Source organism: Lysinibacillus sp. FSL K6-0057, assembly GCF_038630885.1.
Lineage (GTDB): Bacteria > Bacillota > Bacilli > Bacillales_A > Planococcaceae > Lysinibacillus > Lysinibacillus fusiformis_F.
The window spans coordinates 4,682,229-4,695,723 of sequence record NZ_CP152047.1 but is presented as its reverse complement, the minus strand read 5'-3'; the positions used below and the strand labels follow the sequence as shown (position 1 = coordinate 4,695,723).

15 protein-coding genes are annotated in these 13,495 nt (G+C 37.3%); 13 read left to right on the top strand and 2 right to left on the bottom strand.

Features of this window, described 5'->3' with window-relative positions:
• Positions 1-8: 8 nt before the first annotated feature.
• The 13 genes from MHB40_RS23445 (at position 9) to MHB40_RS23385 (ending at position 11,382) form a co-directional block, all read left to right on the top strand.
• Positions 9-839, top strand: coding sequence for an AraC family transcriptional regulator (locus tag MHB40_RS23445; protein WP_205446009.1), 831 nt, complete (start codon positions 9-11; stop codon positions 837-839).
• A gap of 203 nt (positions 840-1,042) precedes the next feature.
• The gene (locus tag MHB40_RS23440) at positions 1,043-2,026 is read left to right on the top strand and encodes an ABC transporter substrate-binding protein (protein WP_205446008.1); all 984 of its coding nucleotides are present in this window, start codon (positions 1,043-1,045) and stop codon (positions 2,024-2,026) included.
• A gap of 160 nt (positions 2,027-2,186) precedes the next feature.
• Positions 2,187-3,194 (top strand): iron ABC transporter permease, encoded by a 1,008-nt coding sequence (locus MHB40_RS23435; protein WP_205446007.1) that lies wholly within the window; start codon positions 2,187-2,189, stop codon positions 3,192-3,194.
• A 28-nt stretch (positions 3,195-3,222) separates the two neighbouring features.
• Entirely contained in the window at positions 3,223-4,218 is a 996-nt protein-coding gene (locus MHB40_RS23430; protein WP_342443784.1) for an iron ABC transporter permease, read from the top strand.
• A gap of 29 nt (positions 4,219-4,247) precedes the next feature.
• Positions 4,248-5,030 (top strand): ABC transporter ATP-binding protein, encoded by a 783-nt coding sequence (locus MHB40_RS23425; RefSeq protein ID WP_342443783.1) that lies wholly within the window; start codon positions 4,248-4,250, stop codon positions 5,028-5,030.
• A complete protein-coding gene (locus MHB40_RS23420; RefSeq protein WP_342441889.1) occupies positions 5,027-5,797 on the top strand; it encodes an alpha/beta hydrolase-fold protein in 771 nt (256 codons plus the stop codon). The genes MHB40_RS23425 and MHB40_RS23420 overlap by 4 nt, the downstream gene beginning before the upstream one ends.
• Positions 5,798-5,917: 120 nt before the next feature.
• A complete protein-coding gene (locus MHB40_RS23415; protein WP_342441888.1) occupies positions 5,918-7,483 on the top strand; it encodes a BCCT family transporter in 1,566 nt (521 codons plus the stop codon).
• An 86-nt stretch (positions 7,484-7,569) separates the two neighbouring features.
• On the top strand, positions 7,570-8,043 hold the full coding sequence (locus MHB40_RS23410; RefSeq protein WP_342441887.1) for a GNAT family N-acetyltransferase: 474 nt from the start codon (positions 7,570-7,572) through the stop codon (positions 8,041-8,043).
• An 11-nt stretch (positions 8,044-8,054) separates the two neighbouring features.
• Complete coding sequence (locus MHB40_RS23405) at positions 8,055-8,702, top strand: hypothetical protein (protein WP_342441886.1); 648 nt, start codon at positions 8,055-8,057, stop codon at positions 8,700-8,702.
• A gap of 72 nt (positions 8,703-8,774) precedes the next feature.
• Positions 8,775-9,254, top strand: coding sequence for a hypothetical protein (locus MHB40_RS23400; RefSeq protein WP_342533531.1), 480 nt, complete (start codon positions 8,775-8,777; stop codon positions 9,252-9,254).
• 119 nt (positions 9,255-9,373) lie between these two features.
• Complete coding sequence (locus tag MHB40_RS23395) at positions 9,374-9,904, top strand: sigma-70 family RNA polymerase sigma factor (RefSeq protein ID WP_342441884.1); 531 nt, start codon at positions 9,374-9,376, stop codon at positions 9,902-9,904.
• Complete coding sequence (locus MHB40_RS23390) at positions 9,894-10,838, top strand: hypothetical protein (RefSeq protein WP_342441883.1); 945 nt, start codon at positions 9,894-9,896, stop codon at positions 10,836-10,838. The genes MHB40_RS23395 and MHB40_RS23390 overlap by 11 nt, the downstream gene beginning before the upstream one ends.
• Before the next feature lie 28 nt (positions 10,839-10,866).
• A complete protein-coding gene (locus MHB40_RS23385) occupies positions 10,867-11,382 on the top strand; it encodes a YfiT family bacillithiol transferase (protein ID WP_342441882.1) in 516 nt (171 codons plus the stop codon).
• A gap of 110 nt (positions 11,383-11,492) precedes the next feature.
• Here MHB40_RS23385 and MHB40_RS23380 read toward each other — a convergent pair whose 3' ends face one another.
• On the bottom strand, positions 11,493-12,116 hold the full coding sequence (locus MHB40_RS23380) for an exosporium glycoprotein BclB-related protein (RefSeq protein ID WP_342441881.1): 624 nt from the start codon (positions 12,114-12,116) through the stop codon (positions 11,493-11,495).
• Between the two features lie 170 nt (positions 12,117-12,286).
• A complete protein-coding gene (locus tag MHB40_RS23375; RefSeq protein WP_342441880.1) occupies positions 12,287-13,471 on the bottom strand; it encodes a hypothetical protein in 1,185 nt (394 codons plus the stop codon).
• Between the last annotated feature and the right edge of the window lie 24 nt (positions 13,472-13,495).

Below are 13,495 nucleotides of genomic sequence, written 5' to 3'. Positions count from 1 at the left end.
GTTAGCATATGGATATCAAATATTTAATTGATTACTTTGCACATGCTTCTGTAAAATTTACAGATGTTTTTATTAAAAAAATGAAGCCTGGTGAAGTGGATGTTGGTAGAACAACAGCGCCAGAAAAATGTGGTTTAGTGGTGCCACTTGCAGGTAGTGCAATCTTTAGCTTTAATGGAACGCCCTATATGATGGAGCTAGGAATGATCGTCCATGCAGGACCCCAAATGCCGATAGAAGTGAGAGCGACTGGTCACAAAGGGTGGGAGTATGCAGTTGTGCATTATCGACTACCTACAGAGGAAATAGCTCTTTTTCCACTAGCTGAGCAACATTTTCTCATCAATACAGGTTTTAACACACAAATTATTAGCCATGTTCAGCAATTAATAGAAAGCCATTCCTATCCCGGTAATATGGCTATATTTAAGTCTAAGACATTATTTATGAATTTGCTGGAAGATATTCTTGTAGCGGCAAAAATGAAGGTTTTGGATAGTGCCAGCGAATTAATGGAGCAGGCATTACAATATATACATGAACATTATGCAGAGCAAATCTCCGTATCAAATATCTCGATGGAATTTGGCATTGAGCGTCGTCGTTTTGCTTATTTATTTGAGCAGCATACGGGCATGAATCCAAGCACTTATATTACGGAATATCGTATACGACGCGCAAAAGACTTGCTAGAATATGATGTAATTCCAGTAGCTGAAGTAGCAGAATGTGTCGGATATGTAGATTGTTTTTATTTTAGTAGAGTATTTAAAAAATGTACAGGTTTGTCTCCTTCAGCCTATCGAAAGATGAAAATAGAGGAATCCAACTATATGTAAAAACTGTTTCTTACAAAAAAGAAGCAGTTTTTTTATTAGTAAAATCGGCAAAAATCCATGTCATTTTCGAAATCGTCCATTCACAATCTTTTTTCACTTTGTTAGGATAGTATCCGTAAATGATAATGAGTATCAATTATATATTGACATATATATGAAAACGATTATCATTATCAATATGAGCTCGTTAGGGGAGAATATCTATGAATAAATATTTTAAAATGTGTGCTCCAGCACTATTAGCATTATCACTGGCTGCATGTGGAACAGATAAAGCAGAGGAGTCTACGTCAACAGCTAATACAGCAGAGACAAGCGCAACAGAATCACAGACAGAGCAAGCTAAAACAACACAGACAATTACGTACTTAGGTGAGCAATATGAGCTACCAGCAGAAGTAAAGAACATTGTCGCTGCAAGTCTTGAATCAATGGAAGATGCTGCAATGCTTGGTATTAAGCCAGTAGGTGTTCTTGAAGTAGGTGGCAAAGTTCCTGCCTATCTAGCAACAGATTTTGAAGGAGCTACACTTGTAGGAAATAAAATGGAGCCAAATGCAGAAGCCATTCTTAATCTGGATCCTGATGTAATCGTGGGTACTTCGAAATTCCCTGAAGAAACGGCCGAAAAACTGAACAAAATTCAAACAATGATCCCATACTCACATATTTCAACAAACTGGAAAGAAAATTTAACATTGCTTGCACAATTAGCTGGTAAAGAAGAGGATGCAAAGAAAATCATCTCTGACTATGAAGCAAAAGTTGCTGATGCACAGGTGAAAACCAAGGAGCAATTAGCAGATAAGCAAGTATTAATCATTCGTGTTCGCGGTGGTGTGATGTACATCTATCCAGCAGGTGTTTATTTAAACCCTGTACTGTATGAAGATTTAGGAGCACCAGTTCCAGAAGTTTTAACAACAGCGAAAGCGCAAGCTGAATTATCACTTGAAACATTAGCACAAGTAAATCCAGATGCGATTTTCCTACAATTTGAGGAATCAGAAAATACGGATTCTCCAAAAGCGTTAGAGGAACTACAAAAGAATCCAATTTTCACTAGCTTAAAGGCAGCACAAAATAATCAAGTTTTCGTCAACACAATTGAGCCATTAGCACAAGGTGGTACTGCTTGGTCTAAGGTGAAATTCTTAGATGCCGCAGCTGAAAAATTACTTAAATAGTATAAACAGGCTGGTAGTAGATTTGGTGGTATCACCGGGCTATTACCGGCCTTTTGTAAGATACCGTATTTTTCATTGCAAGCAGTTGTTTTTAAAAGGGTATACACTTAAGTGTTTGATATTGTGTGCCACGAAATGGATAAAGAAAAAGGTGTGAAAGTTGAAAAAAACAAACATAGTGTCATTTTCAATATTAGCGGTATCTCCTTTCCTTATTGCCCTTGTGGCACTTATTTCTGTTATGTATGGAACAAAAGATATTAGTGCCCTTACAGTGTGGCAGTCGATGACAGCATTTGATCCGTCCAATGTTGATCATCAAATTATACGGACAGGCCGTATTCCAAGAGTTGCCGCAGTATTGCTAGTTGGAGCATTTTTAGCAGTAGCTGGTGCAGTCATGCAGGGGATTACACGAAATTATTTAGCCTCCCCTTCATTAATGGGTGTCAATGATGGCTCTGCATTTGTCATCACATTAGCCATTGTGTTTTTCCCAGGGCTTCCTAATTATCAAATGATTTTATTATCGATGCTAGGCTCGGCATTAGGGGCAGGAATTGTCTTTGGTTTTGGCTCGTTAATCCGCAATGGCTTATCACCAGTAAGGCTAGCCATAATTGGAACCGTCATTGGTACATTTTTAAGTAGTATTGCTACTGCGATTGCGATGTATTTCCAAGTATCGCAAACAGTAAGTGCTTGGTATAACACAAAGGTACATATGGTGGATATGGATATGCTTATCCTTTCGATTCCATTTGGTCTAACTGGATTGATCTTGGCTTTACTATCTGCAAAAGCGATTACCATTACTTCGCTAGGTGAAGATATTGCCATGGGACTTGGACAAAAAACAAAAGCGGTGCGAATTATTAGCATGCTAGCTGTTGTATGTTTGACAGGGACAGCGGTTGCACTTGTAGGGAAAATTGCCTTTGTAGGGTTAGTCATACCACATATTACACGCTTCCTTGTTGGTGTTGATTATCGCTATATTATTCCTTGTGCAGCTGTCATCGGTGCCTTCTTCTTAGCGCTTTGTGATGTCCTGAGTCGCGTCGTCAATTATCCATTTGAAACGCCAATTGGTGTCTTAACCGCATTGGTCGGTGTACCATTCTTCTTATATTTAGTTCGTAAACACGGAGGTGAAAAACGTGCGTAAAAAAACCTCAAGTGTATTCTTTTTAACCATGTCGATGCTTGTGTTATTGATTTTAGTTGCGAGCTATTTACATATTACAAATGGTGTTTTTGATATGTCTGTAATGGATGTCATCAAAACATTATTGCGTATTGAGTCAAATCCAAAATTTGATCTTGTTATTTTTGAATTTCGTTTACCTCGGATTGTCATTGCTGGACTTGTCGGCATTGGCTTAGGTATGGCGGGAGTTGTATTACAAGGTATTACACGTAATGGATTAGCAGATCCAGGTATTTTAGGGATTAATGCAGGGGCTGGTGCAGCAGTCGTCATATTCATGTTCTTCTTTCAATTAAAATTAGTGAGTGCCGATATGAGCAGCTGGCTGTCAATTTTAATGATGCCATTATTCGGTTTTATTGGTGGAACGATTGCAGCTGTCTTGATTTTTTCATTTGCTTTAAAAAATGGTCATCTGGATATGCAGCGATTAATCTTAACAGGTATTGCTATCAATAGTGGATTTGGAGCTTTGTCTTTGTTTCTATCCTTAAAAATGAGTGCACAAGATTTTGAATCAGCAGCCATTTGGATGGCAGGTTCTATTTATAATGCGAATTGGATTTTTGCACTTACGATGCTTCCTTGGCTCTTGATCTTAGGAATATACGTGCATAGAAAATCGTATTTACTCGATTATTTTCAGCTTGAAGAGGATAGCATCACGAGTTTAGGAATAGCGGTTGAAAAGGAGAAAATGAAGCTGTTATTAGCCAGTGTAGGTCTTGTCAGTGCTTGTGTGTCTGTATCAGGGAGTATTGGCTTCATAGGTTTAATGGCCCCACACATTGCCAAGCAACTTGTTGGTATTCAGCACCGTTATGTTATGCCAGTGAGTGCGTTAATTGGTGCCGGTCTGTTAATTTTAGCTGATTTTATTGGTAAAACCGTTTTTGCACCATCGGAACTGGCTGTAGGAATTGTCGTTTCAATTATTGGGATTCCATATTTCTTGTATTTACTGGTGAAATCTAAGGCATAGGAGGAAATGGTGTGCAAACTGCATTTAGAATGGAAAACTTGGCTTCTGGTTATGAGCAGGTACGTGTCTTTGAAGGGTTAAATTTAACGATAGAAGAGGGCAAAGTGACTACAATCATTGGCCCGAATGGTTGCGGTAAATCTACCCTCCTTAAAACAATAGGACGTATTTTAAAAAAACAACAAGGTACGGTTTATTTGCAGGAGCAAAATATGCAAAATTTATCGACGAAAGATATTGCCAAGAAGCTAGCCATATTATCTCAAACACCTGTTGCTCCTGGTCAATTGAAAGTGGAGGAGTTAATTGCGTATGGTCGCTACCCACATCGAAACAATGTCAATCGTTTAACGAATAAGGATGAGGAAATGATTGAATGGGCGTTAACGGTTACCAATACAATGGAATACCGAAATAGGGAGCTTGCACAGCTTTCTGGAGGTCAGCGTCAGCGTGTTTGGCTAGCTATGGCCTTAGCGCAGGAAACAAATATTTTGCTGTTGGATGAACCTACTACTTATTTAGATATGGCACATCAGCTAGAAGTATTGGATATTGTGAAAAGTTTAAATGAGCAGCACAACTGTACAATTGTGATGGTTTTACATGATATTAACCATGCTGCCAGATATTCAGATCATCTTATTGCAATGCGTAAGGGTATTATTATGCAAACCGGCACTCCACAGGAAATATTAAGTGCAGAGGTGATGCGTAAAGTATTTAATATTGATGCGCGTATTATGGAAGATCCTGTAACAAATACACCTGTATGCTATGGCTACGACATTTTGAAGGAGGATATTAAATGAATACAGCTAAAGTAGATTACGTTACACAACAAATGACTTCAAAATTGACGAATTATACGTACACAATTAACATCTATGTGCCAGAGGAGGAAGCACCACAAGATGGCTTCCCTGTTTTGTATGTACTAGATGGTTCATCTTATTTTCATCTTGTAAAGGAAGCGGTACGTCTACAAAGTCGTAATGCACCAAAAACAGGTGTCCTTCCGGCTATCGTTGTTGGAATTGGTCATGGCGATGATATGCGTGAAAGAAGATTTTATGATTTTACAGCGCCGTCAGAGACATATATTTATCCAGCACGATTTAAAGGAAAAGGTCATGAAAAGCTTGGAGGAGCAGTAGATTTTAGTGGCTTTATAGAAGAAGAGCTAAAGCCAACGATTGAGGCACAATATCCAGTAAATAAAGCCCAACAAGCTTTATTTGGACACTCCTTAGGAGGTTATTTTGCACTTTGGCAACTATTTCATCATCAATCCAGCTTCCAACGATACCTAGCTATTAGTCCTTCCATTTGGTGGAATGAACATGAACTAGTGCAATGTGCGTCAGTATTTCTGAACGAGCATCAAGATATGAACGAAACATTGTTTATGAGCGCAGGTGAACTTGAAACCTTTATGGTGGATGATGCGCGACAAATGGCGACAGTGTTAGAAAAAATAATGAATGTTGATTTTTATGAGGCTTTAAACGAAAATCATGCTTCGATCGTACCAACTGTTATGAGTAGGGCAATACGTTTTATGCATATATCACAATAATAGGTAAACCGCATTGTCTTTTGATAATGTGGTTTCTTTTTTATTTATTAATAAAATAGTTGAATCGTACGCATAATAAAGGAAATTTGGTCATCTGTCTGGGATAAATGGAGGCGCTGTATGCAAAATAAAATTTTAAAAAACCCAGTATTTCTTATTTCTAGTGGAGCAATTTCTCTCTTAGTTATTATCGGAGCAACGATACCGGAAAAATTTAAGAACGTAGCAAACAGCGTATTTCATATGACAACGGATTATTTTGGCTGGTTTTATTTAATGTCAGTCTTTATTATCGTTATTTTTTTATTTGGCTTGGCAATTAGCAAATATGGTACCATTCGCCTTGGATCAGAAGATGGTCGCCCTGAGTTTAGTTTTCTAACTTGGATTTCCATGCTCTTTTCAGCTGGACTTGGTGTCGGTTTGGTCTTCTGGGGAGTAGCTGAGCCAATGAGTCATTATTTTTCACCACCCTTCAGTGACACAAAACCGCTATCAACAGATGCAGCCCGACTGGCGATGGGTTATTCATTCTTTCATTGGGGATTAAGCCAATGGTCTGTTTATGCCATATTGGGGCTTGTAATGGCCTATGTACAATTTAACAAAAAAAGAAATATGCTCATCTCAACTGCCTTAGAGCCTGTCACTGGAACAAATCCAGTCGTTAAAGGAACGATCGATATTCTCGCAGTAATAGCTACCGTTATGGGGGTTGCCACATCGATAGGGCTAGGTGTATTACAAACAAATGGAGGTTTGACCTTTGTCTTTGGTTTGCCGGATACATTTATCTTGCAGGTAGCCATTATTTTTATCATGTTTATTGGCTATATGATATCGGCAACAACAGGACTTCAAAAGGGAATGAAGATCCTGAGTAATGTCAATATGACCTTAGCCATTGTTTTACTTTTATTCGTTTTTATAACGGGTCCAACAATCTTTATACTTGAAACCTTTACATTAGCTATTGGTGATTATATTTCAAATTTTATTCAATATAGTTTAAGGATGCAGCCATATGTCGGTGGGACTTGGGTGAAGGATTGGACAATTTTTTACTGGGCATGGGCGATTGCTTGGTCACCATTTGTAGGCTCCTTTATAGCCCGTGTATCCAAAGGCAGAACCATTCGAGAATTTATCATAGGGGTATTAATCATTCCACCTCTCATTGCCTGCTTTTGGATTGCGACCTTTGGTGGAACCGCGATGTGGTTTGATTTACATCAAGATGCACAAATCGCTCAATCTGTTCATAATGATGTTACCGTTGCCCTATTCCAGTTGTTAGAACATTTACCACTTTCAACGATTGCCTCGGCCATTGGAATACTTTTGATCGTTATATTTTTAATTACCTCTGCTGATTCCGCCACTTTTATTATGGCAAGTATGACGACAAAAGGTTCTTTAAATCCAACAATATTATCAAAGCTAGTATGGGGTATTCTGATGGCGGCTATTTCAGGCGTTTTATTGTATACAGGAGGACTTGAAGCATTGCAAACGGCCTCGTTAATCGCTGCATTACCCTTTACCGTGGTTTTACTTTTGTTAATGATTTCTTATATTAAAATGATGAAGGATGAGATTATTCCTCTTAAGAAAAAGGATATCCAACGTTTGAAAATAGCAAGAAAGCATATTGAAAAGGAAGCAAAAACGAAAGAGAAAAAATAAAGCAGTAGACCGTATTAGTAAATAATGCGGTTTCTTTTTGTTTTAATATGCATTATTATGAATAAAAAAACATTAAGGAGTATGCTATGAAAATTATTTTAGCAGAGAGCAAGGATGCGGCAATTATACATCAGGTGATGCTACAGGCGTTTCAAGAGTATGAAAAAGCTATTCCACCATCCAGTGCACTAAGTGAAACGGTGGATTCAATTGAACAGGCAATGCAGCAAAGTGAACAGGCGTTTATTGGCTATATCGAAAAACAGCCAGTTGCCATGGTAAGGTTTACCCTCAGCGCACAGGGAATTTATTTTTTTAGACTTTCGGTTATCCCTGAAAGACAAGGACAAGGTTTAGCAAAAGCACTGATCTCTAAGCTTGAACAATATGCATTATCGAATGGTATAAAAATTAGTCAGTGCAAAGTACGTATGAGTGTCCCTCGCAATATTGAGTTATATCGCTCGTTGGGTTATGTTGTAACGAAAGAGGAAATGGTGAAGAATCGTAATGGTAAATCTCTACCAATAGTAACCATGGAAAAAAGACTTTCCAATTAGGAGGAGTTTAATTGAGAAAAAAGCTCGGCTGCTTGCATGCTCATCATTCCAATATAGAGTACATAGAGCAGGCCTTTGGAAATAATGAAGATATTGAGCTAATGCATTTTGTAGACCCTGGCGTTATACAGCATGTGTCTAAAGGTAGTAATGGTTTAGCACTTAAGGTTAAGGAGCAAATTGAATGGATAATTAGCTGTGGTGTGGATGCCATTTTAATAACGTGTACAAATTATATTGCTTTATTAGAGGATGAAACTTTGTTCGATCCCTCGATCCCTATCATAAAGATTGATGAGCCCTATTTTGAAAGTATATGTAGTAAGCAACAGCCTCAATTTATTCTTTTTACAAATCCTGCGACTGTTGAAGGAACGATGGCAAGACTTCACCAATATGCTAAGCATCAAGGAATATCAGTAGATGTGGAGGCAAAAATTATTGAGCATACATTTGATCTCATTATGCAGGGGAAAAAGGAAGCCTATGATGATGCTATTATAAGGACTTTACATACTTTGTCAGCTGAACAAAAATCCATATCGGTTGCCCAGCTATCGATGGTGGGTGCAGCACAACGATTTGAAGATCACACGGCGATTACAATTCTCCATCCAGTAAAGTCATTAGTTGATATTGTAAAGAGTACGATAAAATGATCGCTTCATAATTTACAGAATTATCTGTAACAATCTGGTTAAAGCAAACGTTTCATAAGAAAGGGGGATGTTATGAAACGAGTTGTATTTTTATGTATACTGCTATTATTCTTAGTGGGTTGTACAGATAAAGCAAAGGTTACAATGCCAGAGGATCTACCTGATTTTGTACAAGAAAATGATTTTGCATCAGTTGATTGGAATCGTAAGGCAGTGGCATTTGGTGATAGAGGTATTATTGGCAATGCCAATAAGTCGGGTGTCATTGGTGCGAATATGCCAAGTTTAAGCACCCAAAAATGGATGTGGCATCTATGGGGTATAGATGAGGTACGGGATACAGAGTTAACGATTATTGGATATCATAAAGATTCTAAAGTTGTACAACCCATTTTAGTGGCTGGTTGGAGCATAGGACTCGGTGGACCTGTTAATGGGGCAGATGCTCATACACCTTCTCATGTGAAAATTCCTCAGTTAGGTGAATGGGCTATTTTACTGTATACAAATGAAAAATACTTTGATACGTTGATATACGATATCCAGGAATAATAATAAACCCTTGTTTTGTAAGGTTAGGTGCTTACAAAACAAGGGTTTTATACATTTATTGTCACATTTTTAGTTTGTTGATTGTCTTTATATGTAAGGGGCAAAGGAGGTTGTATAAAGTGCATACGAAAGTTTTCGAACATGCTCTCGAAAACACGAGAGATGAATTAATTAGCTACTTACTAAAGGAATATTATCATAAGGTCTATGTGTATTGCTTTCAAATTTTAAGGAATGCACATGATGCTGAAGATGCCGTTCAGGAAGTATTTATCAAAGCATTTCAATACAAAAAGCTGTTGAACATAGAAAATTACAGTGCATGGTTGCATAAAATTGCCTATCACTATTGTTTAAATAAAGCGAAGAGGCAATCATTAATAAAGTTTATTTCTTTTGAAGGAAGAGTAAATGTGCAGGATTTAGATTATTTTTATAACCCTGACATAGACCTTGAGTTAGATGAAATTATGTCTAAATTAAAGGCGAAAGAACGGGCGCTGCTTGCCTTAAGAATAATTGAAGATAGGGACTTTGCAGAAGTTGTCTTAATATTAAATATTACGCCTGCAACTGCACGTAAACGATTTGAAAGGGTTAAAGCGAAGGTTCAAAAAATCATTGAAAGGAACAATCAAAATGAAAAATAACATAAAATCATTTCAGGATTTTGAAAATCGTTTGAAAAAAGAAGTAGTCCCTAAATCCTCATGTGATTCTATTTCAATTAGTAAGGCTCTAAGCCGAAAGCGGCAACAACCTACTGTTATTAGAAAGTCCGTTATCATCGCGTTTTTTACTATTTTTATAACCGCCACTTTGGCAACAGCAAACGAGTTAACAGGTTGGCGACTATTTGACAATGAGGGGAAGCAGCTATTAACAGTTGATTCGATGATAGAAGATGAAGCAGAGATGTATAAAGACATGAGGGAAATAATTGCTCCATATGAGAAGACAATCAAGGATTTAAAGACCGCCTTACCAGAAGGAAAATTCTTTTATTTTTTAGCTGTAGAGGCCTATGAAAAGTACGGCATGACTTCAGTATATGCCTATCAGAATGATCAACCATTGAAAAATATTAATGAACTTCCAGCGGAAATAAGAGAAAGATTTCATTTAAGTGAGGATTTACTGGGCTTAAATAGTTTTTCTGGGGGAGTAATTATATACAAACAACCAGACATGAATTTGGAAGAGGCAATCAGTAGAAATGAAGCCATGTATGTAGACGCAAAAAAGAAAAAAGCACCTTACATTATAAGGGAGGAGAATTTGACAACAGATATAGCATCCTTGAATTTAACATACAATAATGGATTAGAGCATGTACAAATTGCTATTGTACCCTCGACTAATAATGGACTTGCTATTATGTCAGAAACGAAACAGGACTATACTAAACTGGTAGAAAAGGATATTGAATTTCTTTTCAATCAGAAAATTCAAGAACTTTATTTTGTGAAAGAAGAAGAGGGTCAAAAGTATATGATTCATATACTAGGCTCTAAATTCCTAAATGAAGAGAAAATAGGCCCCGAAAAATTAATGACAGTAGCAAGGAAAATATTAAATTGGTAATATAAAAAATAAAACGGAGGAGAGTAATATGACAGGTTTACGATATCCCATTGGACAATTTCAATTCCCAAAAGAAGTGAATTCACAGCAAGTACTAGAGTGGATTGATGAAATCCGTTTATTACCAAAACAACTTGCTGAGGCGTTAAGTGGTGCAAGCGAGCAGGACTTAGCAAAATCTTATCGCGAAAATGGCTGGACCGTGACACAGCTAGTCCATCATATTGCCGATAGCCATATGAATAGCTATATCCGTTTTAAACTAGCGTTAACAGAGGATGTGCCAACCATTAAGCCATACAATGAGGCAGAATGGGCACAACTACCAGATTCTGAAATGCCAGTAGCCACTTCCTTTCATTTAATTGAACATTTACATGAACGTTGGGTTTATTTGCTGACAAGCTTATCAGATGAACAATTACAAAGAGCCTTTAATCATCCTGATTCTGGGTTGACGACACTTGAACATGCAATTGGTCTATATGCATGGCATGGCAAGCATCATTTGGCACATATTCAGAATGCTTTGGTTAATTTATAACTAAGTTGACCTCTTGATTATTTATTATTGCAAGAGGTCAACTTTAATGTGACAGTAAAGATACTGTTGATTATATTATTAGTTAGTATTATATTTAAAAATAGTTAATTTTAGGAAATTGTAATACCTGCACTTGCTGATCCTGTAATAGTTTGTGCTACAGTAACCCCTGTTGTTGAAATAATTGAAAATACCATGATCAACTTGTCACCCGCTACAACTGAAACTGGAGCGACATTAGCTGAACCGAATGTAATTTCTCCAGCAGTTAAAGGTCCACTAAGTGGAGGAGATAAGTCTACAAATGCATTTGTTGCAGTATATGAGTTACTTCCTGCAGGTGCAAGATAGATCTGAGCTCTTAATGTTGTTGTGCCAACAATCGCAGCGCCTACAAAAGAAGAAAACGATGCAGAAATAGCTGTTATGTTACCAGTACGTGGCACAACAAATGCTTCATTTATAATACCTGCTAAAGTTATAGTATTATTTACAATAGCTAATCCTGGAACGGCAGTACCGAATCCAATAATGCTAGGTACACTAATTACTCCAGCTCCCACTGTAGCTAATGCAACAGTAGTAAGACCTGAAGAAAATGGGATAATCGTACCTGTGTTAACTGGCGGAGTAATGCATGCAGCATCAATAGCTACAAAAGGACCAAGTGCGTTACATTGACCATTGCCATGACCGTTACCTGAGCAACCACACATAGAATTATTTAAACACATTTTTACACCCCCTTTCCTCATTATTCTATTCATTTTTGATTAGGGGGTAAGGGCAATTATCTACTTCACATATAAATTCAATGATTTCATGAAGCCAGCTTTTATTTGATGCATAAAGACATCCACGGTGTATGAAAATAAAACGTGGATGTCTTTTTAGAATTATAAATTTAACTCCATCTTTTAAAGAAATCGAAAAATGAGTTTTTTCCCTTTTTATATTCTTCCTCAATCGGCTTGTTTACTGGTTCAAGTTGTATAATCTCTTCTTCAATGGATGGATAGACCTCATAGGCTGCTCCACCATTATACACTTCAACGTATTCTTCTGTTTCTAATGAAGGGGAATGAAATGTGTCAGCATGCTCTTCTACAGCTTCTAAAATGTTTTGATTGAGCGGCTCACTAGCTATTGCTGCAATGTCTTGATTAACAGACTTGCTAGGTAGCTCCGATATAACTTGTTCAAACGATTCTTTAGGTACGTTGGAAATCTCAAGATTGTTATGTCCATTTTCAGTAGGCATAACCTCGATAGGATCGTCTGATTTTTCGGTTTCCATGTTATCCATTTCAACAATAGAAGATGGTAAGGTATCAATCTCGATGTTTTCTTCACTTGAAGTAGGCTGTACAGCAGAGGGATCATAAACACTTACTGGAACTTCCTTCGCATCCGTGGCATTTTTAAAATGGAAGGTAGATTCAACTGTCGTGTTTCGGTATAAACCATTGTATATTTGGCTCGGGTGCGTGTTAATGGATTGAAAATATTGCTGATTAAAGTGCCGTTCTTCAGGTTTAGCTGCCTGTAGATCATTGTGAGGAGTTGGAGCGCTATTATTTACATTTAGTTGGTGATTTGTGGCTTTACCTGCCAAGCTTTGCAGTAGTCTATAAGATGGTTGTGCTGAAGTAATCGTAGTTTGGTCTGCTGTCTGTGTCATTCTAGGTTGTCTAGGTAAATGAGTAGCTGAAGTTTGAGAAGGCATTTCAATGGAGGGAGGAATGGTTGTTTTATCATTTCCTTCGACAGTTAAAAATCGGTTTAAAATCGCTAAAATTTCTTGGTTCATTCCTTCAATGGTTTGATTCAGAGATTTAATCTGTATGGAGAGAAGCTTTATTTGATCATCATAGCCTTTTTTATAAGAGTTTTGTTTAGTATCTAATGTCTCTGTGATCGAATCTAAATGGGCCATCTGTGTTTTCAGCCCATCGAACTCTTGCTTCATATAAAGGAAATCTTCAATTGACGTCCCCATTTTTAATGAAGTTAACGATCCTCTATAACTCTCGATTTTTTGTTTTAACTTTTCAATTTCTTGAGTGGTATACAATTTTGACTCTTCCATTGTAGTTCACCCCTTTCAGTCCAT

Coding starts and splice junctions, on each gene's coding strand:
- MHB40_RS23445 (WP_205446009.1), top strand. CDS start 9: ATGGATATCAAATATTTAATTGATTACTTTGCACATGCTTCTGTAAAA.
- MHB40_RS23440 (WP_205446008.1), top strand. CDS start 1,043: ATGAATAAATATTTTAAAATGTGTGCTCCAGCACTATTAGCATTATCA.
- MHB40_RS23430 (WP_342443784.1), top strand. CDS start 3,223: ATGTCGATGCTTGTGTTATTGATTTTAGTTGCGAGCTATTTACATATT.
- MHB40_RS23425 (WP_342443783.1), top strand. CDS start 4,248: ATGGAAAACTTGGCTTCTGGTTATGAGCAGGTACGTGTCTTTGAAGGG.
- MHB40_RS23420 (WP_342441889.1), top strand. CDS start 5,027: ATGAATACAGCTAAAGTAGATTACGTTACACAACAAATGACTTCAAAA.
- MHB40_RS23415 (WP_342441888.1), top strand. CDS start 5,918: ATGCAAAATAAAATTTTAAAAAACCCAGTATTTCTTATTTCTAGTGGA.
- MHB40_RS23410 (WP_342441887.1), top strand. CDS start 7,570: ATGAAAATTATTTTAGCAGAGAGCAAGGATGCGGCAATTATACATCAG.
- MHB40_RS23400 (WP_342533531.1), top strand. CDS start 8,775: ATGAAACGAGTTGTATTTTTATGTATACTGCTATTATTCTTAGTGGGT.
- MHB40_RS23390 (WP_342441883.1), top strand. CDS start 9,894: ATGAAAAATAACATAAAATCATTTCAGGATTTTGAAAATCGTTTGAAA.
- MHB40_RS23385 (WP_342441882.1), top strand. CDS start 10,867: ATGACAGGTTTACGATATCCCATTGGACAATTTCAATTCCCAAAAGAA.
- MHB40_RS23380 (WP_342441881.1), bottom strand. CDS start 12,116: ATGTGTTTAAATAATTCTATGTGTGGTTGCTCAGGTAACGGTCATGGC.
- MHB40_RS23375 (WP_342441880.1), bottom strand. CDS start 13,471: ATGGAAGAGTCAAAATTGTATACCACTCAAGAAATTGAAAAGTTAAAA.